Raw genomic sequence first — 21,381 nt, forward strand, 5'->3', positions numbered from 1 at the left:
GCGCCCCGGCACAGAGCCCGTCAGAGCCCTGGCTCAGCGCCCCGCGGCCAGGGCCGCCGCCCCGACGATGCCGGCCGCGTTGCGCAGCTGCGCCGGGACGATCGGCGCCCGCAGGTGCAGGTGCGGCAGGTACTTCTCGTGATGCTTGCTCACACCGCCGCCCACGACGATGAGGTCGGGGGAGAGCAGGTCCTCGACCACCCCGAAGTAGCGCTGCAGCCGCTCCGCCCAGTCCTCCCAGGACAGGTCCTCGCGCTCGCGCGCCGAGTCGGCCGCGCGCGACTCGGCGTCGTGCCCGTCGATCTCGAGGTGCCCCAGCTCGGTGTTCGGCACCAGCACGCCGTCCACCACGAGGGCCGAGCCGATGCCGGTGCCGAGCGTCGCGACCAGCACCACGCCGTCGGCGTCGCGGGCCGCGCCGTAGCGGACCTCGCCCACGCCCGCCGCGTCGGCGTCGTTCACCGCGACGACGTGGCGTCCCGTGGCTCGCTGCACGAGCCCCGGCAGGTCGACGCCGGTCCAGGACTGGTCGAGGTTGGCCATGGACCGCACCACGCCGTGCTGCATCGGGGCGGGGAAGGCGACGCCGATCGGGACGTCGTCGGGCAGGTGGTAGGTGTCGACGAGCTCCGCGAGCACGTCCGCCACGGCCTGCGGGGTGGACGGTTGCGGGGTCGGGATGCGGGTCCGCTTCTCCGCGTAGTCGCCGACCGTGAGGTCGACGGGCGCACCCTTGATGCCCGAACCACCGATGTCTATGCCGAACGCCAGGTCGCTCATGTCAGGATCGTCTCATGAGCACCGACGAGCAGTACTGGTACAACACCGAGACCAAGGCGGTCGAGGTGGGTCGCCGTTCGGCCTGGTCGCACCTCATGGGCCCGTACAGCACCCGCGCCGAGGCCGAGCGAGCGCTGGAGAGCGCGAAGTCGCGCAACGAGTCCTGGGAGCAGGACGACAAGGAGTGGCGCGACAAGTAACACCCGACGTGTCAGACGTACAGGTCACCCGGGTGATCTGTACGTCTGACACGTGTGCTACTTCTCGAAGGAGTGCGCCTCGTCAGGGAACGAGGCGTCCTTGACCTCGGACACGTAGTCCTCCGCGGCCTGCTGCAGCGCCGCGCCGAGCTCGGCGTAGCGGCGGGCGAACCGCGGCGACCAGTCGGTCATCCCGGCCATGTCCGTCCACACCAGCACCTGGCCGTCGCAGTGCGGCCCCGCGCCGATGCCGATGGTCGGGATGCGCACGATCTCGGTGATCCGCGCGGCGACGTCGGTGGGCACCATCTCCAGGACGACGGCGACGGCGCCTGCCTCCTCGACGGCCTTCGCGTCGTCGGCCAGCCGCTCGACGGCGTCGTCGCCGCGGCCCTGCACGCGGGGACCGCCCAGCAGGTTCTCCGACTGCGGCGTGTAGCCGAGGTGCGCGACGACGGGGATGCCGGCGTCGGTCAGCGCACGGATCTGCGGGGCCGAGCGGACGCCGCCCTCCAGCTTCACGGCGTCGGCGCCGGTCTCCTTGAAGATCCGCACAGAGGTCTCCAGGGCTTGCTGCGGCCCGGCCTCGTAGGAGCCGAACGGCAGGTCGATCACGACGAAGGCGCGCTTGGTGGCGCGGGCCACGGCGCGCGCGGCGGGGATCATGTCGTCGACCGTCACGGGGATCGTCGTGCTGTGCCCGTGCATGACGTTCCCGATGGAGTCACCCACGAGCAGGATGTCCATGCCGGCCGCGTCGAAGATCGCGGCGGTCACCGCGTCGTACGCGGTGAGCATCGCGAGCTTCTCACCCTTGGCCTTGGCCTCGGCCAGGTGATGCACGCGGACCCGCTTGGGACCCTGAGTGGGTGAGGTGTGGGCGGACATGGTCCTCCTGTGGTTCGAACGAGCCTCGGTGCCGCTGGAAAGCCTACGACCGGTCGTCCATGCTCGGTACACGCACCTGTAACAGGTTTAGTGCAAGATGGGCCCATGGACAGGCAGCAGGAGTTCGTGCTCCGCACGGTCGAGGAGCGCGACATCCGCTTCATCCGGCTTTGGTTCACCGATGTGCTCGGCGTGCTGAAGTCGGTAGCAGTGGCACCCGCGGAGCTCGAGTCGGCGTTCAGCGAGGGCATCGGCTTCGACGGCAGCGCCATCGAGGGGCTCACCCGGGTGTTCGAGGCCGACATGGTCGCCAAGCCCGACCCGACCACCTTCCAGGTGCTCCCGTGGCGCGGCGAGCGGCACGGTACCGGCCGCATGTTCTGCGACATCCTGACGCCGGACGGGGAGCCGTCGCTGGCGGACTCGCGCAACGTGCTCAAGCGCACCCTCGCCAAGGCGAGCGACCGCGGGTTCACCTTCTACACGCACCCCGAGGTCGAGTTCTACCTGTTCAACCAGCTCACCAAGGCCGACCCGAAGCTGGAGCCGGTCGACCAGGGCGGGTACTTCGACCACCTGGCCCGGGGATCGACGCACGACTTCCGCCGTGCCGCGATCACGATGCTCGAGTCCATGGGTATCTCGGTCGAGTTCTCGCACCACGAGGCCGGCCCCGGCCAGAACGAGATCGACCTGCGGTACGCCGACGCGCTGACCACCGCGGACAACCTCATGACGTTCCGCACCGTGGTCAAGGAGGTGGCGCTCGAGCAGGGCGTCTTCGCCTCCTTCATGCCCAAGCCGCTGGCCGACCAGCCCGGTTCCGGCATGCACACCCACGTGTCGCTGTTCGAGGACGACCGCAACGCGTTCTACGAGCCCGGCGCCCAGTTCGAGCTGTCCAAGACGGCGCGCCAGTTCATCGCGGGCCTCATGGTGCACGCGGGTGAGATCACCGCCGTCACCAACCAGTACGTCAACAGCTACAAGCGGCTCTGGGGCGGGCAGGAGGCCCCGAGCTACGTGAGCTGGGGGCACAACAACCGCTCCGCGCTGGTCCGCGTGCCCATGTACAAGCCTGGCAAGGGCAACTCGGCGCGCATCGAGTACCGCGCGCTGGACTCGGCCGCCAACCCGTACCTGGCGTTCGCCGTCATCCTCGCCGCGGGCCTCAAGGGCATCGAGGAGGGCTACGACCTCCTGGACCACACCGAGGACGACGTCTGGGAGCTCACCCCGGCCGAGCGCCGCGCGCTGGGCATCGCGCCCCTGCCGCGCGACCTCGACGAGGCCATCCAGTTCATGGAGAAGTCCGAGCTCGTGGCCGAGACCCTCGGCGAGCACGTCTTCGACTACTTCCTGCGCAACAAGCGCGAGGAGTGGGAGGCGTACAGCGCCCAGGTCACGCCCTTCGAGCTCAAGCGGTTCCTGCAGCTCTGACCTCGGGAACCAGGGGGTGCTGCACGCCCCGCCCGCGTCGTAGGGTCGGGGGGTGCAGAGCCGCCGACCCGAGACCCTCACGACCCATCTGATCCGGGCCGGGTTCGCCGACCTCACCCGGTCCGCCTCGCTCTGGCGGGACCCCGACCTGGTCGCCGTCCTGGACGTCCGGCCCCCGGGCAACGGCGGCGCGGACCGCGCCGCCGGGCCCGACCGCGGCGCGGTCGTCCTGGAGCCGGGCGACGTCGCGCTGCTGCGCTCGCTCGCCGGCGTCGCCGACCCCGACCTCGCCCTGCTCCAGCTCGTCCGCCTCGCGGCGGCCGCCCCGGACCGGCTCCGCGCGGTCCTGGCGGCGAACGGCGAGATCCAGGAGGCGGAGCGCGCCTCCTCGGACGACCGCGGCTCCTCGGACGACGACGAGGGCGGCGACGACGCCGCCCGGCCCCGCCCGACCGTCCGAGACCGGCTGCTGCGCGTGCTGGGCGCGTCGTCGGCGCTCGGCGACGAGCTGGTGCGGCACCCCGCGCTGCTCGACCTGATCCGCGAACGCACCCCGGGCACCGGCGTCCCCGCCGAGGCGGTCCGCGCCGAGCTGCTGCGCGCCGTCGACGCCGACCCGGAGTCCGCCGAGCCGGTCGCGGGGACGCACGTCGCCGCCGGGTCGGGCGCTTCCGGGCCTGGCGGTTCCACGCCCGGCGGAACCCTGCCCGGCGGGACCGACCCGGGTGAGAGCACCTCGCCGTCGTACACGGACCGCCTGCGCCGCGCCTACCGGGCCCGGCTGCTGCGGATCGCCGCGACCGACGTGACCGCGCCCGAGCCGACCGCCGTGCTGCCCGCCGTCGCCTCGGCGCTCGCGGACCTCGCCGCGGCCGCGCTGGAGGGCGCGCTGGCCGTCGCGCGATCCGAGGAGGAGGACCACGCCGCCGGCGTCCGGCTGGCGGTGCTCGGCATGGGCAAGACCGGCGGCCGCGAGCTGAACTACATCTCGGACGTCGACGTCATCTACGTGGCCGAGCCGGGCGTGCTGCCGGACGGCACACCGGCCCGCGACGAGGACGACGCCCTGCGAGTCGCGACCCGGCTGGCCGGGCGGCTCGCCCAGGTGTGCTCGGGCGCCTCGGCGGAGCCGGCGCTGTGGCAGGTGGACGCGGCGCTGCGGCCCGAGGGCAAGCAGGGCCCGCTCGTGCGCACGCTGGCCAGCCACGTCGCGTACTACGAGCGGTGGGCCGTGACCTGGGAGTTCCAGGCACTGCTCAAGGCGCGGCCCGTGGCGGGCGACCTGGCGCTGGGGGAGGCGTACACCGCCGCCGTCGGGCCGCTGGTGTGGCAGGCCGTGGAGCGGCCGAACTTCGTCGAGGACGCGCGCGCCATGCGCAAGCGCGTCGAGGACAACGTGCCCGTGGCCGAGGCGGACCGGCAGATCAAGCTCGGCAAGGGTGGCCTGCGCGACGTCGAGTTCACGGTGCAGCTGCTGCAGCTCGTGCACGGCCGGGCGGACGAGGACATCCGTTCGCGGACCACGCTCGACGCCCTCGCGGCCCTGTCGAAGGGCGGCTACGTGGGGCGCGAGCACGCGCGCCGGATGGGGGAGTGCTACCGGTTCCTGCGCGCGCTGGAGCACCGGGTCCAGCTCTTCCGGCTGCGCCGCACCCACCTCATGCCGACCGCCGAGGCGGAGCTGCGCCGGCTGGCCCGAGGGCTGGGCTACGGCGGTGCGGACGACCTGGTCAAGACCTGGCGGTCGGTGAAACGCGAGGTGCGCGACCTGCACGAGGCCGTCTACTACCGGCCGCTGCTGCCGGCCACCGCGCTGCTGTCCACGAGCGAGGCGTCGCTCGCGCCGCGGGCGGCCATGGCCCGGTTCGCGGCGATCGGCTACCGCGACCCGGCGGGCGCGATGCGCCACGTCCAGGCCCTGACCGACGGCGTCTCGCGGCGCGCGGCGATCCAGCGGCAGCTCCTACCGGTGCTGCTGGGCTGGTTCGCCGAGGGCGCCGACCCGGACGAGGGCCTGCTCGCGTTCCGCAAGCTGTCGGACACGCTGGGCTCCACGCACTGGTACCTGCGGCTGCTGCGCGACTCCGCGGAGGCGGCGTCCCGGCTGGCGCAGGTGCTGTCCTCGTCGCGGTACCTCGCCGACGCGATCGGCAGGTCCCCGGAGTCGGTGCGCTGGCTCGCGCAGTCCGACTCGCTGGCGCCGCGCGGGGCGCAGCGGCTGGCCTCGGAGGCCGACGCGCTGCTCGGCCGCGCCCAGGAGGTCGACAACGCGACGATCGCGCTGCGTGCGCTCCGGCGGCGTGAGCTGGCCCGCACCGGCGTGGCCGAGGTGCTGGGCGAGCTCGGACCCGTCGATGCCGCCAAGGCGATCTCGGACGCCGCCGACGTCGTCCTGGCGGGCGGGCTGCGCATCGCCGAGCACGAGGCGCGCGCCGAACGGAAGGTCGCGCGCGGCGACGAGCCCGCGCGGCTGCTCATCGTCGCGATGGGCCGGCTCGGTGGCCAGGAGATGGGCTACGGCTCGGACGCCGACATCATGTTCGTCTACGAGGCGGTGGGCGGCGCCGCCGACAAGGAGGCCAACGACTACGCCCTGGCCGTGGCCAAGGGGATGCGGCGCATCCTGACGGCCGTCGGGCCGGAGCCGGGCCTGCCCGTGGACGCCGACCTCCGCCCCGAAGGCCGCAACGGTCCGCTGGTGCGGTCGTTCGAGTCGTACGTCGAGTACTACGGCCGCTGGTCCTCGCCCTGGGAGGCGCAGGCGCTGCTGCGCGCGCGGGCCCTGTCGGGCACGCTCAGCGTGGTCGCGGCCGGCGGCCCCGGCGAGGGCGCCGTGGCGGCGTCGCTGCCCGACGACGGGAGCGCGCCCGCCGACGCCGGCGGCGAGCTGGACCTCGGGCCCGGCGCCGAGGGCGGCCGGTCGCTGGGGGCCAGGTTCACCGAGCTGATCGACCCGCTGCGGTACCCGGAGGACGGGCCCGACGCGTCGGTGCTGCGGGAGGTGCGGCGCATCAAGGCGCGCGTCGAGTCGGAGCGCCTGCCCCGCGGGGCGGACCCGGCGCGGCACCTCAAGCTGGGCCGCGGCGGGGTGTCCGACGTCGAGTGGACCGTGCAGCTGCTGCAGCTCCAGCATGCGTTCGAGGTGCCGGGCCTGCGCACCACCGGCACCATCTCGGCCCTGGAGGCGGCCCGGGAGGCCGGCCTGCTTGCCGACGACGACGCCGACGTGCTGCGGGAGGCCTGGGTGCTGGCGTCGCGGCTGCGGTCGGCGATCGTGCTGTGGTCCGGTCGCACCACGGGATCGGGCGTCGACATGCTGCCGCACGACAGCCACGCCCTGACCGGCATCGCGCGCCTGCTCGGCGACGTCGGCACCGGGCCGGAGCTGGAGGAGCTGTACCTGCGGGTGGCGCGGCGGGCCCGCGCGGTGATGGAGCGGGTGTTCTACGGGGCGGAGTGAGCTGCTGTTCGGTGGCCCGGCGGCTGCCGCTGCCGGACCGCCGACCGGGCGGCGTTGACCACAGCAGTTGCTGCCACGGGACGGCCTGGAGTGGCAGCAACTGCTGTGGTCAACGCCTGCCGTCGGGAAAAGTCGGGACTCGCGGCGCGGGCGTCGTTACCGTCGGGGCGTGACCGCTGCCGTTCCGTTCCGTCCCCTGCCGGCCGAGCTCGACGACGTCCGGTACGAGCTCGGGCCCGACTCCCGACGTCGCCCCGACGTGCCGCCGGGCGAGACCGTCGAGCTGCGGCTGACCGACAGCGCCGTCTACCCCGGCACGACCCGCACCGTGTGGATCCACGTGCCCGCCGCCCACGACCCGGCCGACCCTGCCGATCCGGACCCTGCCCGCCCCGCCGGCCTCCTCCTGTTCCAGGACGGCTGGTGGTACCTCGACCCCGACGGCGACGTCCGCGGCGGCATCGTGCTGGACAACCTGGTGCACGACGGCGCGATCCCGCCGACCATCGGCGTCTTCGTGGACCCGGGGATCTTCCCGGACCGACCGGACCCCGTCGAGCGCAAGAACCGCAACACCGAGTACGACGCCGCCGACGACCGCTACGCCACGTTCCTGCTGACCGAGGTGATCCCCGAGGTCCGCCGTCGGTACGCCGTCACCGACGACCCCGACCGCTGGGGCATCGTGGGCGGCAGCAGCGGCGGGAACTGCGCGTTCACCGCGGCGTGGCACCGCCCCGACCGGTTCCGCCGTGTGGTCGGCTTCCTGTCCAGCTTCGCCCAGATGCCGGGCGGCAACCCCTACCCGTCCGAGCTGGCCGCCGAGCCCCGCAAGCCGCTGCGGATCTTCCTCCAGGCCGGGCACCGGGACCTCGGCTGGGACCGGCCCGAACGCAACTGGCTCGCCGAGAACCTCCGGGTCGGTGCGGCGCTCGCGGAGGCCGGCTACGACTTCCGGCTCGTGCTGGGCGACGGCGGCCACAACCCGAACCACGCCGGCGTGCTGCTGCCCGACGCGCTCCGCTGGGCCTGGCGGGACGCGGCGCCGGCTGCCCCGACCACCGAAGGAGCGCACCGATGAACCGACCGGAGCACCTGCCCGGCTGCCTCGTGCTCACCGGCACGCCCGGTGCCGGCAAGACAACCGTCTCCCGGCTCGTCGCCGAGCGGTTGCCGCGCGCCGCCCAGGTGGACGGCGACGTGTTCGGCATGATGCTGGTCAGCGGCCGCGCGAACATGATCGACGAGCAGGGCAGCTGGAACCCCGGGCCCGACGGGCTGGCGCAGCTGCGGCTGCGGGCCACGGCGGCCTGCTCCACCGCGGACGACTTCGCGGACGCCGGGTTCACGCCGGTGGTCGACACCGTCGTCGAGACCCGGGCGGAGCTCGCCTATGTCCACGGGCGGCTGCGGGCGCGGCCCCTGATGCTGGTGGTGCTGTGCCCGCCGCTGGAGGTGGCGCGGCACCGGAACGCGACGCGGGCCCCCGAGACGCGCGTCGACTACGACGTCGCGCCCCTGGCCCGGAACCAGGAGCGGGAGCTCGGCGACCTGGGCTGGTGGCTGGACTCCGGCGAGCAGACGGCGGAGCAGACCGCCGACCTGATCGTCGCCGAGGCCGCGCGGCGGGCCGTGGTGACCGGCGCCGACGTCGCACGGCCGCGGCCCGGCGCCGATTGGCCCGGCTTCACGGCCGGGCTGGTGGAGGCCGCCGTCGAATAAACCGTTGCCCCGACCCGCGCCCTGGGGGCAGGGTCGGAGGCAACCCGAGAGATTGGAACACCAATGACAGCTGTCACGCCCCGTGCCCTGACCCACCTGCCCACGGACGTGACAGCTTTTGTCGTACCTCAACCTCGGGATCGTCGCTCATGTCGACGCCGGTAAGACCAGCCTGACCGAACGCCTGCTGCACCACGCGGGCGTGATCGACCGCCTCGGCTCCGTCGACGGCGGCGACACCCTCACCGACTCGCTCGCGCTGGAGCGCGAGCGCGGGATCACCATCCGCGCGTCCGTTGCGTCCTTCCCCGCGGGGGACGTCGCCGTCAACGTGCTCGACACCCCCGGCCACCCGGACTTCATCGCCGAGGTGGACCGCAGCCTCGCCGTGCTCGACGGCGCGGTGCTCGTGCTGTCCGCCGTCGAGGGCGTGCAGGCGCAGACGCTCGTGCTGATGCGCGCCCTGCAGCGCCTGCGGCTGCCCGTGATCGTGTTCGTGAACAAGATCGACCGTCGCGGCGCGCGTCCCGACGCGGTGGCCGACGCCGTCGCACGCCGCCTCAGCCCTGACGTGCTGCCCGTGCAGCGCGTGCTCGACGCCGGCACGCCCGCGGCCCGGGTCCAGCCTCTGCCCGACGACGGCCTGCGCGCCTGGCTCGGCGACGAGTCGCGCCGCGGGGCCGCGCACCCGGTGCTGTTCGGCTCGGCGGTGACCGGCGTCGGCGTGCCCGAGCTGGCGGCCGCGCTCGGGACGTACCTCCCGGTCGTGGCCGACGGCGAACTGGCTGTGCGTGGGAGCAGGCGTGCCGACGACGCTGCCGGGTCTGGCCCGGACACGGAGTCGTCCTTCGTCGGCTTCGGCGAGTACGCGCCGTCGGTCGTCGACACCGCTGCTCAGCCCGCCGCCGACACCGCCGCGCCGTCCGGCGTCGTCTTCGCGATCGACCGCGAGGACGGCCGCAAGCGGGCGTTCGTCCGGATGCGGTCGGGCGCCCTGCGGGTGCGCGACCGGATCGACCTGGGCCACGGCCGCTCCGAGCGGGTCACGGGCCTGCGGGTCGCCGATCGGGGAACGCTCGAGGCACGGTCGACGGCGAGGCCCGGCCAGATCGCCGTCGTGCAGGGACTGGCGACGGCGCGCGTGGGCGACGTCGTCGGGCCCCGGCTGCCGGGGGACGAGCGGGCGAGCCAGTTCCCGCCGCCGTCGTACGAGACGGTGGTGGACGCCGCGCCCGGCGAGCGCGGACGGCTGTACGCGGCGCTGTCCGAGCTGGCGGAGCAGGACCCGCTGATCCGGGTGCGACGGCGCGACGAGGAGATCACCGTGTCGCTGTACGGGGAGGTGCAGCGCGAGGTGCTGGCCGCGATCCTGCAGCGGGAGTACCGCGTCGGGGCGCGGTTCGGCGAGGTGCGGACGGCGCGCACCGAGCGCCTGGTGGGTACGGGGCACGCGGTGGAGATCAAGAAGCAGAACGGGAACGAGTTCCACGCCACGATCGGGCTGCGGGTCGAGCCCGCGACGCCGGGGAGCGGCGTGACGTTCGAGCTGGAGTGCGAGCGCGGGTCGATGCCGCCGGCGTTCTTCGACGCGACGGAGGACACCGTGCGCCGCGAGCTGGCCCGCGGACCGCTGCGGTTCCCCGTGCCGGACGCCCGCGTGGTGATGACTCACTCCGGCTACTCGCCGCGGCAGAGCCACATGCACCAGAAGTTCAACAAGGCGATGTCCAGCACGGGGGCGGACTTCCGCGGTCTGGCGCCGCGCGTGCTCGCCGCGGCGATCCGGAGGGCCGGGACGGTCGTGTGCGAGCCGGTGCACCGGCTCGTGATCGAGCTGCCCGAGGACACGGTCGGACCGGTGGCCTCGCTGGTGGGCCGGCTCGGCGGGGTGCCGTTCGAGTCGCGGGCCTCCGGCAGCGGCATCGTCGTGATGCGCGGCGAGATCCCGGCTTCGGGTGTGGCGGGGCTGCAGCGGGAGCTGCCGGGACTGACGCACGGCGAGGGCATGTGCCGCACGGAGCACGACCGCTTCGAGCCGGTGCGGGAGGTGGCGCGGGCGTGAGGCGGCGCGGGTGGTGCGGCGGCCGGGCGCGGCGACACCGCATATCGGACCATGCAGTTGCTGCCAGGACGGGCCTGACCCTGGCAGCAACTGCATGGTCGGCAGGTTGGGGGCTCACGCCGGCCGCGCCACCCCCGCGATCGGCACCGGCCCCGGCGCGACCTCCGTCGCCTCCCGACGCCGCAGGAAGATCTTGATGATCTCTTCGATCACCAGCAGGCTCAGCGCCAGCAGGATGCACAGCCCCCACTGCTGCCCGTCCAGCCCCGTCGTGCCGAAGATCTGTTCCAGCAGGTCGATGGTCGTGATCGCGATGATCGCGAGCAGCGCCAGCCCGTACCGCCGCAGCTGGGCGGCCCCGGGTATGGCGTCGCGGTCGAAGATCGTGCCGAGCTGGTCGCGGGAGAGCAGGCCGGCGAGCACGTGGAAGAGCGACAGCGTGGTGAGCAGCATCGTCGCCGCGACGATCGGGCCGCTCAGACCGAGGCCGAGCTGGTACGCCACGAGCGACCCGGCGGTCATGATCGCGCCCTGCACGCACAGCCGGATCCAGGCCGTCCGCGACAGGACCGGCGCACCGACCGGGCGCGGTGGCCGGTCCATGAGCCCCTTGGTGGGCTTGTCGAAGCCGAGCGCGATGGCGATCGGGATGTCGACGACCATGTTCAGCCACAGGATCTGCAGCGGGTTCAGTGGCGTCCCGGCCGCGATGTTCGCGATGCCCGCCACCAGGAAGATCGCGATGTACGCGACCAGCGTGGACATCTGGAAGCGCAGGTACTTCACGAGGTTGTCGTAGAGGCTGCGGCCGTACGAGACGGCATTCACGATGGTCGCGAAGTTGTCGTCGGTCAGGATCATCACCGCGGCCTCCTTGGAGACCTCGGTCCCGGTGATACCCATCGCGACGCCGATGTCGGCGGCCTTGAGCGCGGGCGCGTCGTTGACGCCGTCGCCGGTCATGGACACCACGTTGCCCGACCGCTTGAGCAGCTGCACCAGCCGGATCTTGTCCTCGGGCGCCACCCGCGCGACCACCCCGATGTCCTGGAGCTGCACCAGCAGCTCCTCGTCGGTCAGGTCCGCGAACTCGGCGCCCGTCAGCGCGCGGCCCTCGATGCCCAGCTCCGCGGCGATCGCAGCGGCCGTGGTGGCGTGGTCACCCGTGATCATCCGGACCCGGATCCCCGCCGACCGGCACTCCGCGATCGCGGTCCTGGCCTCCGGCCGGGGCGGGTCCACGATGCCCACCATCGCCAGCAGCGTCAGCTCGCTGACCAGGGCGATCAGGTTCCGGCCGTGCGTCCGGGCGACCTCGAAGACCGCCGGATCGACGTCGCGCCGGGCCACGACCATCACCCGCTCGCCGGAGTTCGCCATGCGGTTGTTCGCCTCGAGCGCCAGGCCGCGGTTCTCGTCCGTGATCGGCACGACGGCGCCGTCGGGGGCGCGGTAGCTGGTGCCACGCGCGATGAGCACGTCCGGGGCTCCCTTGACGAAGCAGCGCACCACGGGCCGCCCGTCGTCGTCGGTCATCTCGTGGAACGTGGCCATGAACTTGTACTCGGAGTCGAACGGCACCTCGGCCAGCCGCGGGTGGTCACGCCGGGTGGCCTCGATGTCGAGCCCGCCCTTCGCGCCCAGGACGATCAGCGCGCCCTCGGTGGGGTCGCCGATCAGGTTCTCGCCGTCGAGCACGGCGTCCGCGCACAGGACCATCGGCAGGAGGTACGGGTCGAGGTCGGTACCCGACCCGCCCACGTGCTTGATCTCGCCGGTGGTGCCGTAGCCCTCGCCCGTGACGGCGAAGACCGGGTGGCCCGGGATAGCCAGCTCGCGGGCGGTCATCTTGTTCAGCGTCAGGGTGCCGGTCTTGTCGGAGCAGATCGCCGACGTCGAGCCGAGCGTCTCCACCGCGGGCAGCCGCTTGACGATCGCGTGGCGCCGCGCGATCTCGCGGGTGCCCATGGACAGCAGGGCCGTCACGACGGCGGGCAGGCCGGTCGGGATCGCAGCGACGGCCAGCGCGACGCCCGTGATGAACAGCGAGTCGAACGACTCGCCCCGGATCAGCCCGAGGACGACGACGAAGACCAGCGCGACCGCCGCGATCGACGCGATGATCTTGGACAGGCCGTCCAGCTGCTTCTGCAGCGGCGTCTTGTCCGCCTCGGTGCTCGCCAGCAGGTTCGCGATGTGCCCGATCTCGGTGTTCATGCCCGTCGCGGTGACCACCATCTCGCCGCGCCCACGCGTGACCGAGGTGTTCATGTAGGCCATGCAGGTCCGGTCGCCCAGGGGGACGTCGTCGCCGGCCACCGGGTCGGTCGACTTGCTGACCGGGAGGCTCTCGCCGGTCAGCGCCGCCTCCTCGATCTCCAGGGTGGCGGCCAGCGTGATGCGACCGTCTGCCGGCACACGGTTGCCCGCCTCGACCAGGACGACGTCGCCCGGCACCAGCTCCCCGGCGTCGACCTCGACCGCCTGACCGTCGCGCCGGACCCGGGCGACCGTCTTCATCATCTGCGCCAGCGCGGCGACGCTTTCCTCGGCCTTGGCCTCCTGCCGCAGGCCTATGACCGCGTTGAACAGGGTCAGGCCGGCCAGCACGATCGAGGTGCCGACGTCGCCCGTGACCAACAGGTTCACGACGGCGGCCACCAGCAGGACGATCTGCATGAAGTCGCGGTACTGCCGCCCGAACGCCTGCAGGGCGGACTCTTTCTTGGCGGCGACCAGCCGGTTCGCGCCGTACATGTTGAGGCGGCGGGTCGCCTCGGCGGCGCTGAGCCCCTCCACGACGTCCACATGGAGCCGGTTGGCGACCTCGATCGCGTGGGTGGTCGCCGGGTCCACCGAGATCCGGCCGACGGTCCGCGTCATGGTCGCCTCCAGCGCGCTCCATCGGGCGCGCACCCTGAGGTCAGGCGACGCCTCCTCCGCAAACCACACGATGACGGACGGCCGGGCGCGAGACCTCCCCCGAAACGGGCGACCGTTGGTGGTGGGACGACGGCGTTCATGGCCTCGGACGCCGACCGGGCCGGACCGAGCTAGGCGCCCTCGGTGAGCGTCCGGTTGAGCTCAGCGACGCGGTGCATCGTGATGCCGGTGTGCGTCTCGTGCACGAGCGGGTGGTCGAGGTCGGGCTGCAGCTCGACCCAGGGGACCCGGCCCGGCTCCCGGGTGTGGATCCGCGCCGGAAGCGGGACGGTCGGGGCGTCGTAGGGCAAGGACGAGCACAGCCAGGCGAACATGGGCTCAAGCTTTGCGCGTCCGGGGTCGTTCCAGTGCTCAGCCTGGGTCCGCATGCTTTCCTGGCTGAGCGAGACCCAAACGGACCAGCAGAAGGGGCCGTCGTCCGAGTCGTGCACCGGGATCTCGATGTGGGCGCGCACGAAGTAGTGGATGGAACCGTCGGCGGTCGGCAGGACGCACATGTCGGCGTTGAGCTCCCCGGCCGCGCGCTCGGCGTCGGACACCGCGAGCCACGGGTCCGGGGCGTCCGGTCCGAACACCATGGCGAGGCCCGAGTGCATGGTGCCGCAGGTGGCGCAGACCCAGCCGCCGGTGCCGGCGTTCTCGGCGCTCATCGCGCGACCACCGAGGGGCGCTCTAGGCCGCCGCACAGCAGGGACAGGGCTGTGCGCTCGTGCAAGGTCATGGTCCGGGCTGAGTTCTCCACGCCAGAACCGTAGCGGCACCGGCCTGATGCCGGCGCTGCTCGGCGGTCGCGCGGTTGACCACAGCGGTTGCTGCCACGAGCGGCCGCCGTCCGGCAGGAATTGCTGTGGTCAACTGCCTTCAGCCCGCGCCGGTCAGGGTCCCAGCCGGATGTCGATCACGGCGGCGGTTCGGTGGTCATCTGCCCCAGCCCCTTGGCCAGCGCGCCGATGCTTCGGGCCAGGTCGGCGAGCGCTTGCGCCGTCGCCGCGTCGAGCCCTGTTCCGCCGGAGAGCTGGCTGTATGCCTGGCCGGCCCAGTCCTCCGCTGATCTGAAGCTGGTCATTGCCTCGTCGGTGCTCATAGTTCGACGATGCCACGCCGCCCTGATTCGGCACTCCGGGGCCGGGGTGAACTGGGCCGGACACAGAAACTGGGCCGGACACGGAAGAGCCCACACGGGCCGTCACCGGGAAGGTGACTGCGGCTCGTGTGGACTCTTCGTGTGCTACGGGGCCTCGGAAGGTTCGTGAGGCCCGGGATCTAGCCGGTCAGGCTCAGATGTCGTAGTAGAGCTCGAACTCGTGCGGGTGCGGCCGCAGGCGGATCGGGTCGATCTCGTTCTCGCGCTTGTACGCGATCCAGGTCTCGATCAGGTCCTCCGTGAACACGTCACCGGCGGTGAGGTACTCGTGGTCGGCCTCGAGCGCGTCGAGCACGCCACCGAGCGACGTCGGGACCTGGGCGATCTGCGCGTGCTCCTCGGGCGGCAGCTCGTAGAGGTCCTTGTCGACCGGGGCCGGGGGCTCGATGCGGTTCTTGATGCCGTCCAGGCCGGCCATCAGCATCGCGGCGAACGCCAGGTACGGGTTCGACGACGGGTCCGGCGCGCGGAACTCGATGCGCTTTGCCTTCGGGGAGGAACCCGTGATCGGGATCCGGATCGAGGCGGAGCGGTTGCGGGCCGAGTAGACGAGGTTCACGGGAGCCTCGAAGCCCGGCACCAGGCGGTGGTACGAGTTCACCGACGGGTTGGTGAAGGCGAGCAGCGACGGCGCGTGCTTCAGAATGCCGCCGATGTACCAGCGAGCCAGGTCGGACAGGCCGCCGTAGCCCTTCTCGTCGTAGAACAGCGGCTCGCCGTTCTTCCAGAGCGACTGGTGCGAGTGCATGCCCGAGCCGTTGTCGCCGAAGATCGGCTTCGGCATGAACGTGGCCGACTTGCCGGCCTCGAACGCGACGTTCTTGATGACGTACTTGAACTTCATCAGGTCGTCGGCGGCGTGCAGCAGGGAGTTGAACTTGTAGTTGATCTCCTGCTGGCCGGCGGTGCCCACCTCGTGGTGCGCGCGCTCGACGGAGAGGCCGACCTGGCCGAGGGTCTTGACCATGTCGTCGCGGAGGTCCGCGAAGCGATCGCTCGGCGAGGTGGGGAAGTAGCCGCCCTTGTAACGGGTCTTGTACCCGAGGTTGCCACCCTCCTCCTCGCGGCCCGTGTTCCACGCGGCCTCGACGGAGTCGATCGAGTAGTAGCTCTCGTTCGCGGCGGTCTTGAAGCGCACGTCGTCGAACACGTAGAACTCGGCCTCGGCACCGAAGAACACGGTGTCGGCGATGCCGGTCGACTTGAGGTACGCCTCGGCCTTGGCCGCGATGTTGCGCGGGTCGCGGGCGTAGGCGTCACCCGTGAACGGGTCCACGATCGAGAAGTTCACGATCAGCGTCTTGGCCTTGCGGAACGGGTCGATGTACGCCGTCGCGATGTCCGGCACGAGCTTCATGTCGGACTCGTGGATCGCCTGGAACCCGCGGATCGACGAGCCGTCGAACATGAGGCCCTCGGTGAAGGCGTCCTCGTCGAACTGCTCGACCGGGATGTTGAAGTGCTGAGTGACACCCGGCAGGTCGATGAACCGGACGTCGACGAACTCCACCCCCTCGTTGCGGGTGAAGGCGATCGCCTCCTCGGCGTTGTTGAACATCTGCGCTCCTTGCTCGCTCGATAAGTCCAGGGGGAGTCCGTCGCACCGTGCCGAACGATCTGGGGCTTGCACGCGGATCGCCACGAACCTAAGGGCAGGTGGTTTCTCTCGGGTTACTGATTGTTGCCGGTGTGTTTCTCACGCCTCTCGACGGTGTAACCGAGAGGAGATCTGCTGGTCGTGGACCCGGCCGCGTTATCACAGCGTGCCAGAACTCACATGCGGCGGCCCGGCGGCGTCCGTCCATCGGACGCCCGGGGACCGGTCGGCGGACGAACGAAGGGGGCGCCTCCCGTGCGGGAGACGCCCCCTTCGAGGTCAGGCGGTTCGGCCGTCGGACGGCGCCCGGTCAGCGACCGCGCATGCCCTTGCGGTCGGGGCGGGCGCGGGTCGGGTCGATGCCCTTCGGGATCGGCAGCTTCATGCCGCCGATGGCCTTGAGGCGCTTGCTGATCTCGGCCACCTCGGCGCGGGTCAGCGTCGACTTCAGCTTGGTGACGGCGCGCGCGACCTTGGTCAGCGGCACCTGCCCCTCGCCGTCGCCGCACTGGATCACCGTGACCGGCACGTTCGACAGGATGCGGCTGACCTTCTTGCGCTCCTGGTCGAGCAGCCGCGTCACGCGGTGCGACGGCCCCTCGGAGACGAGCACGACGCCCGCCCGGCCCACGCCCCGGAACACGAAGTCCTGGTTGCGGGCGTCGACGGCGACCGGCTCGTCCTCGAACGTCCAGCCGCCGCGGACGGTGCCGAGCGCGGCGCGCGCCGCACCGGGCTGCCCGGCGATCTGCGTGTAGGCAGCCTTCTCGGCGCTGCGCGACAGCACGAACATCGCCGCGAGCACGCCGAACGGCACGCCGATGACCAGCGCGTAGACCCACGGGCCCGCGAGGACGCCGATGAGCAGCGCTACCGCGACGACACCGACGAACGCGGCGAGCATCCACCAGGTGACGAGCGGGTTCTGCTTGCGGGTCATCTTGTAGACGTCCCACAGCTGGTGATACCAGCGGCGCTTCTTGGGCTTCTTCTGCTTGGTGACGGACGCGTCGTCGCGCGCTTCGCCTCCGGACGAGGTTCGGGCCATGGTCATCGATTCTAGTGCGCTGCGAGCGTTCGGCGTGCCGGGTCAGCGCGCCAGCAGGCTCGCCGCCTCCTGGCGGGAGGTGGTGGGCTGGGCGAGGTGCGACAGTGCCTCGGGGATCGGGCGGCCGTGCTTGGTCATCGCCTGGCCCCACAGGCGGCCCGCGCGGTACGACGAACGCACCAGCGGCCCCGCCATGACGCCGAGGAAGCCGATCTCCTCCGCCGTCTCGGACAGCTCCACGAATTCCTCCGGCCGCACCCAGCGGTCCACCGGGTGGTGGCGCAGCGACGGGCGCAGGTACTGGGTGATCGTGATGATGTCGCAACCGGCGTCGTGCAGGTCCTGCAGCGCCTGCTTGACCTCGTCGACCGTCTCGCCCATGCCGAGGATCAGGTTGGACTTGGTGACGAGACCGGCGTCGCGGGCGCGGGTGATGACCGAGAGCGACCGCTCGTAGGTGAACGCCGGGCGGATCTGCTTGAAGATCCGCGGCACGGTCTCGACGTTGTGCGCGAGCACCTCGGGGCGCGACTCGTTGACGGCGTCGAGCAGCTCGGGGATGGCGTTGAAGTCCGGGATCAGCAGCTCGACGCCGGTGCCCGGGTTCAGCGCGTGGATCTGCCGCACGGTCTCGGCGTAGAGCCAGGCGCCGCCGTCGGCCAGGTCGTCGCGTGCGACGCCGGTGACGGTCGAGTACTTCAGGCCCATGGTCCGCACGGACTCGGCGACGCGGCGCGGCTCGTCCTTGTCGAAGTCGGCGGGCTTGCCGGTGTCGATCTGGCAGAAGTCGCAGCGGCGGGTGCACTGGTCACCGCCGATGAGGAAGGTGGCCTCGCGGTCCTCCCAGCACTCGAAGATGTTGGGACAGCCGGCCTCCTCGCACACCGTGTGCAGGCCCTCGCCCTTGACGAGCGATTTCATGTCGCGGTACTCGGGACCCATCACCGCCCGGGTCTTGATCCACTCGGGCTTCTTCTCGATGGGCGTGGCCGAGTTGCGCGCTTCGATGCGCAACATGCGTCGGCCTTCAGGTGCGATGGTCACGCAGATCCCTCCCAGGTCAGCGGGTTGGCCCAGCCTATGCCTCGCGCGCCCGGCGTCGCGCGGGCGTCGGGCGGGTGACAAGTGGCGTTCGTCACGCGGTCGCGGTCAGAGCCTCCGACGGCGCCTCGTCGGCCGCGGACGGAGCCTCGTCGGCCGCGAGCAGGGGTGCCAGGCGCTCGATCAGCGCCGCCTGCAGGAGCGGCCGCACCTCCTCGACGGTGACCTGCCGGCCGAGCTCGGCGGTCAGCGACGTGACGTCGGCGTCCTCCGCGGGGATGCCGCACGGCACGATGTGGTCGAACGCCGCCAGGTCGGCGTCGCAGTTCAGGGCCAGGCCGTGCATGGTGACGCCCTTGGCGACGCGCGCGCCGATGGCGCAGATCTTGCGCTCCAGCCGCGCGTCGGGGACGTCGGGGGAGTCCGCGGCGAGCCAGACGCCCGAGCGGCCCTCGACCCGCATGGTCTCGACGCCGAGCGTGGCGCACACGTCCATCACGGCCTGCTCCAGCGTGCGGACGTACTCGACGACGTCGAACGGCTTGGCCAGCTTGATGATCGGGTAGGCGACGATCTGGCCCGGCCCGTGCCAGGTGATCTTGCCGCCGCGGTCCACCTTGATGACCTCGGTGCCGTCGGTCGGGTACTCGTCCCGGTGCGTGCGCGCCCCCGCCGTGTAGACGGACTCGTGCTCGAGGAAGAAGACCGTGTCGGCCAGCTCGTCCGCGCGGACGCCCTCGTGGGTGCGCCGCTGCAGGTCCCAGCCCTCGTGGTACTCCACGTGCCCGGAGAGATGACGGATATCCATGCCCGCCACCCTAAGCCCGCCCGGTGACGGGGCACGGGCCAACCCTGGTTGACCGGAATTCAGCAGGCAGCAGGCGGCCGTAATCAGCCCGATTACGGCCGCTGCCAGCCTGCTGAACCAACCTCAGTCGAGGGAGATGCCCGCCGGGCGAGCCGGGGGTGGGGATTGGGATGGGAGGTCTCTCAGGTGGGCGGCGACGACGGCGCCGATGCCGCCGGGCTGGTCGCTGTCCGCGGGCTTGAAGCGCAGCAGCACCACCTTGCCGGTCGCCAGCAGCCGGTTCTGCCTGGGCGCGTCCTTGACCAGCGCCTCCGGCGTGGAGTGCGGCCCGATGCCGTCGATCTCGACGACGAGCCACCGTCCGTCGCGCAGGCGCCAGCCGAGGTCGCACCGGCCGAGGAACTGCCCGCCCTTGCGGAAAACGACCTGAACCCGGTGCGGGGGTACGCCGTGGTCGACGCAGGAGAGCCTGGCCCGGGTCTCTGCGGGCGACTCGTCGCCGCGGTTCGCCAGGTCGAGGCGGCTCAGGCTGGGCGCCGCGCCGCGGCGTCCGTGCAGCAGGCGCTCCACCTCTGCGAGCCCGGCGTCGTCGAGCAGCTTCTTGTTCAGGGCGCTGCTGACCACCGCGACGCCGTCGTCCCGGGAGAGGCTCGGTAGGGCCTGGGCCAGCGCGTGCCCGATCTTCGCGATGCGCCAGCCGTTGTACGGCTGGGACTCGAAGTTCCCGTACTGGCGCACGACGACGCCGTCCCGCCCGTGATGGCGCACGCCCCGGGGAAAGGCGACCTCGGGCTGGATGTTCCGGGGCAGTCCGGCGACACCGTGCAGGGCGAGCGCCGCGGACCCGACGGCCGCCGTCCCGGGCCAGACGAGCAGGCCTTTCACGGCGGACCGGCGCCGGAGGTGGTCGAAGTAGTCGTCCCGGACCCGCTTTCCCGGTTCGACGGGATCCGTGTCGAGCACCCGTTCGCCTTCCCGCCGCCAGACGCCGTGGCTGACGAGCCGGGCGATCCGGCGCCGGTCGACCCCGGCGGCGCAGCACTGCCGGACGGAGACCAGGCCTTCCTGCCGCGCGGCGAGGGAGAAGATCGCCGGGGGAACCGCACCGAGTGGACGCATGCCGGGATCAGATCACCGGGCGGCCCCTCGCCGCCGTCGGGCAAGCGGCACCTGTGCACAACCCCGCCGTCCGACCTCCTGTGGTCGCGCCACGACCCTTGCTCCCACGTCCAGAGAGGCTGCCCCCTGGGGGAAGCCCCGTCCAGAGCTGCCACCGGAGCCCCCCAGCTGAGGGGGATTCAGCAGGCCGCGGGCGACTGTCCGGGGTGCGGTTACGGTCGCGCGGAGCCTGCTGAACCGAGGTCAACCGGCTACCCCAAGGTAACCAGAGGCATTGGCCGGGTCAGGGCGCCGGGAGGGGCTCCGACGGGCAGCTCGCCAGCACGTCCTCCATGGCGTCGTGCTCGGCGGGCGTGATCCAGAGGTCGTACTTGTGCTTGACCGCGATCTGCCGGGCCACGTACTCGCAGCGGTACGCCTGGTTCTCGGGGAGCCACTCGGAGGCGTCCTTGGCGCCCTTGCCCATGTTGGCGGGGCCGTCGGAGGCCACCAGGTTGAGCGGGTCGTTCGCGATCGCGACGCGCAGGTCCTTGTCCCAGTCGGCCGCGCCGGTGGTCCAGGCGTTCATCAGCGCCACGACGTGGTCGATCTGCACGTCGCCGGAGCGCTCGCCGCGCTCGAAGTCGATGGTCTCGCCCGTGTACGGGTCGTCGAGCGTGCCGGAGGCCACCTCGCAGGAGTCGCCGTCGGTCAGCACGAAGTCGTCGAGGTCCCGCTGGAGCATGTCGTTGCGGGTGTCGCAGCCGTTGCCGTCGACGTCCTTCCAGGTGCTGCCGAAGTCGGACTCGCGGTCGTAGCCGTCCTTGGTGGCGGCGTCCTGCACCGTGAGGGTGTCCAGCGTCGCGAGGGCGGAACCCTCCGCGCCCTCCGCGGGGGCGACGTCGTCACCCAGCGACTTGACGATGAAGTTTCCCGCGAGCACGAGCGCCGCGACGGCGATCAGCACGAGCTGCAGGGTCTTGCGGTTCTGGCTGGACTTCTTGGCTGTGGCGGACACGAGCCCCTCAATCTGTCGGCCGGTGGTCCGGACCGCAGATGGCCGGACAAAGACTAAGAACGTGCGAAACGTACCTCTTGCCCCAGTCTGCCAGAGTTGTGTTACGGGGATTAAGCGGCTGACCAGTAATCT

The 21,381-nt window shown here is 71.9% G+C and carries 17 protein-coding genes; 6 read left to right on the plus strand and 11 right to left on the minus strand.

What is annotated here, in order from left to right; all coding sequences use genetic code 11:
* Positions 1–33 precede the first annotated feature (33 nt).
* A complete protein-coding gene (gene ppgK, locus H291_RS0106950) occupies positions 34–780 on the minus strand; it encodes a polyphosphate--glucose phosphotransferase (protein WP_020014256.1) in 747 nt (248 codons plus the stop codon).
* Positions 781–794: 14 nt separating this feature from the next.
* Between ppgK and H291_RS0106955 the strand changes: the two genes are divergently transcribed.
* Positions 795–980, plus strand: a complete 186-nt coding sequence (locus H291_RS0106955; RefSeq protein ID WP_020014257.1) for a hypothetical protein — start codon at positions 795–797, stop codon at positions 978–980.
* Positions 981–1,037: 57 nt separating this feature from the next.
* On the opposite strand, the gene panB is transcribed toward H291_RS0106955, so the two are convergent.
* Complete coding sequence (gene panB, locus H291_RS0106960) at positions 1,038–1,868, minus strand: 3-methyl-2-oxobutanoate hydroxymethyltransferase (protein ID WP_020014258.1); 831 nt, start codon at positions 1,866–1,868, stop codon at positions 1,038–1,040.
* A gap of 105 nt (positions 1,869–1,973) precedes the next feature.
* Between panB and H291_RS0106965 the strand changes: the two genes are divergently transcribed.
* The 5 genes from H291_RS0106965 (at position 1,974) to H291_RS34785 (ending at position 10,552) form a co-directional block, all read left to right on the plus strand.
* Positions 1,974–3,308 carry a glutamine synthetase family protein gene (locus tag H291_RS0106965; protein ID WP_020014259.1) on the plus strand — a complete coding sequence of 445 codons (1,335 nt, stop codon included), beginning with the start codon at positions 1,974–1,976 and terminating at the stop codon, positions 3,306–3,308.
* 52 nt (positions 3,309–3,360) lie between these two features.
* Entirely contained in the window at positions 3,361–6,768 is a 3,408-nt protein-coding gene (locus H291_RS0106970; protein ID WP_020014260.1) for a bifunctional [glutamine synthetase] adenylyltransferase/[glutamine synthetase]-adenylyl-L-tyrosine phosphorylase, read from the plus strand.
* 169 nt (positions 6,769–6,937) lie between these two features.
* A complete protein-coding gene (locus tag H291_RS0106975) occupies positions 6,938–7,849 on the plus strand; it encodes an alpha/beta hydrolase (RefSeq protein ID WP_020014261.1) in 912 nt (303 codons plus the stop codon).
* The gene (locus tag H291_RS29010) at positions 7,846–8,490 is read left to right on the plus strand and encodes an AAA family ATPase (protein ID WP_020014262.1); all 645 of its coding nucleotides are present in this window, start codon (positions 7,846–7,848) and stop codon (positions 8,488–8,490) included. Before H291_RS0106975 ends, H291_RS29010 begins: the two co-directional genes overlap by 4 nt.
* 118 nt (positions 8,491–8,608) lie before the next feature.
* On the plus strand, positions 8,609–10,552 hold the full coding sequence (locus tag H291_RS34785; RefSeq protein ID WP_020014263.1) for an elongation factor G: 1,944 nt from the start codon (positions 8,609–8,611) through the stop codon (positions 10,550–10,552).
* 114 nt (positions 10,553–10,666) lie between these two features.
* Here H291_RS34785 and H291_RS0106990 read toward each other — a convergent pair whose 3' ends face one another.
* The 9 genes from H291_RS0106990 to H291_RS0107030 all read right to left on the minus strand — a co-directional run bounded on the left by H291_RS0106990 (position 10,667) and on the right by H291_RS0107030 (position 21,249).
* A complete protein-coding gene (locus H291_RS0106990; protein ID WP_020014264.1) occupies positions 10,667–13,435 on the minus strand; it encodes a cation-translocating P-type ATPase in 2,769 nt (922 codons plus the stop codon).
* A gap of 170 nt (positions 13,436–13,605) precedes the next feature.
* Positions 13,606–14,145 (minus strand): DUF2199 domain-containing protein, encoded by a 540-nt coding sequence (locus tag H291_RS0106995; protein ID WP_020014265.1) that lies wholly within the window; start codon positions 14,143–14,145, stop codon positions 13,606–13,608.
* A 248-nt stretch (positions 14,146–14,393) separates the two neighbouring features.
* Complete coding sequence (locus H291_RS0107000; RefSeq protein WP_020014266.1) at positions 14,394–14,579, minus strand: hypothetical protein; 186 nt, start codon at positions 14,577–14,579, stop codon at positions 14,394–14,396.
* 193 nt (positions 14,580–14,772) lie between these two features.
* On the minus strand, positions 14,773–16,197 hold the full coding sequence (gene glnA, locus H291_RS0107005; RefSeq protein WP_020014267.1) for a type I glutamate--ammonia ligase: 1,425 nt from the start codon (positions 16,195–16,197) through the stop codon (positions 14,773–14,775).
* Between the two features lie 349 nt (positions 16,198–16,546).
* Positions 16,547–17,284, minus strand: a complete 738-nt coding sequence (locus H291_RS0107010; RefSeq protein ID WP_020014268.1) for a DUF4191 domain-containing protein — start codon at positions 17,282–17,284, stop codon at positions 16,547–16,549.
* 42 nt (positions 17,285–17,326) lie between these two features.
* Positions 17,327–18,328 (minus strand): lipoyl synthase, encoded by a 1,002-nt coding sequence (lipA, locus tag H291_RS0107015; RefSeq protein ID WP_026365492.1) that lies wholly within the window; start codon positions 18,326–18,328, stop codon positions 17,327–17,329.
* Positions 18,329–18,419: 91 nt separating this feature from the next.
* Positions 18,420–19,133: a lipoyl(octanoyl) transferase LipB gene (gene lipB, locus H291_RS0107020; protein WP_026365493.1), complete on the minus strand. Its 714-nt coding sequence runs from the start codon at positions 19,131–19,133 to the stop codon at positions 18,420–18,422.
* A gap of 123 nt (positions 19,134–19,256) precedes the next feature.
* Positions 19,257–20,252 carry a type IV toxin-antitoxin system AbiEi family antitoxin domain-containing protein gene (locus tag H291_RS32340; RefSeq protein ID WP_020014271.1) on the minus strand — a complete coding sequence of 332 codons (996 nt, stop codon included), beginning with the start codon at positions 20,250–20,252 and terminating at the stop codon, positions 19,257–19,259.
* A 283-nt stretch (positions 20,253–20,535) separates the two neighbouring features.
* On the minus strand, positions 20,536–21,249 hold the full coding sequence (locus H291_RS0107030) for an HNH endonuclease family protein (protein WP_020014272.1): 714 nt from the start codon (positions 21,247–21,249) through the stop codon (positions 20,536–20,538).
* Between the last annotated feature and the right edge of the window lie 132 nt (positions 21,250–21,381).

Origin of the sequence: Promicromonospora sukumoe 327MFSha3.1 (assembly GCF_000385135.1) — a bacterium.
Taxonomy (GTDB): domain Bacteria; phylum Actinomycetota; class Actinomycetes; order Actinomycetales; family Cellulomonadaceae; genus Promicromonospora; species Promicromonospora sukumoe_B.

What these genes read in the sequence shown, in the direction of transcription:
- H291_RS29010 (WP_020014262.1), top strand. Translation starts at nt 7,846, where the DNA reads ATGAACCGACCGGAGCACCTGCCCGGCTGCCTCGTGCTCACCGGCACG.
- H291_RS32340 (WP_020014271.1), bottom strand. Translation starts at nt 20,252, where the DNA reads ATGCGTCCACTCGGTGCGGTTCCCCCGGCGATCTTCTCCCTCGCCGCG.
- lipB (WP_026365493.1), bottom strand. Translation starts at nt 19,133, where the DNA reads ATGGATATCCGTCATCTCTCCGGGCACGTGGAGTACCACGAGGGCTGG.
- H291_RS0106990 (WP_020014264.1), bottom strand. Translation starts at nt 13,435, where the DNA reads ATGACGCGGACCGTCGGCCGGATCTCGGTGGACCCGGCGACCACCCAC.
- H291_RS0106955 (WP_020014257.1), top strand. Translation starts at nt 795, where the DNA reads ATGAGCACCGACGAGCAGTACTGGTACAACACCGAGACCAAGGCGGTC.
- H291_RS0107000 (WP_020014266.1), bottom strand. Translation starts at nt 14,579, where the DNA reads ATGAGCACCGACGAGGCAATGACCAGCTTCAGATCAGCGGAGGACTGG.
- H291_RS0106995 (WP_020014265.1), bottom strand. Translation starts at nt 14,145, where the DNA reads ATGAGCGCCGAGAACGCCGGCACCGGCGGCTGGGTCTGCGCCACCTGC.
- panB (WP_020014258.1), bottom strand. Translation starts at nt 1,868, where the DNA reads ATGTCCGCCCACACCTCACCCACTCAGGGTCCCAAGCGGGTCCGCGTG.
- glnA (WP_020014267.1), bottom strand. Translation starts at nt 16,197, where the DNA reads ATGTTCAACAACGCCGAGGAGGCGATCGCCTTCACCCGCAACGAGGGG.
- H291_RS0106965 (WP_020014259.1), top strand. Translation starts at nt 1,974, where the DNA reads ATGGACAGGCAGCAGGAGTTCGTGCTCCGCACGGTCGAGGAGCGCGAC.
- H291_RS0107010 (WP_020014268.1), bottom strand. Translation starts at nt 17,284, where the DNA reads ATGGCCCGAACCTCGTCCGGAGGCGAAGCGCGCGACGACGCGTCCGTC.
- ppgK (WP_020014256.1), bottom strand. Translation starts at nt 780, where the DNA reads ATGAGCGACCTGGCGTTCGGCATAGACATCGGTGGTTCGGGCATCAAG.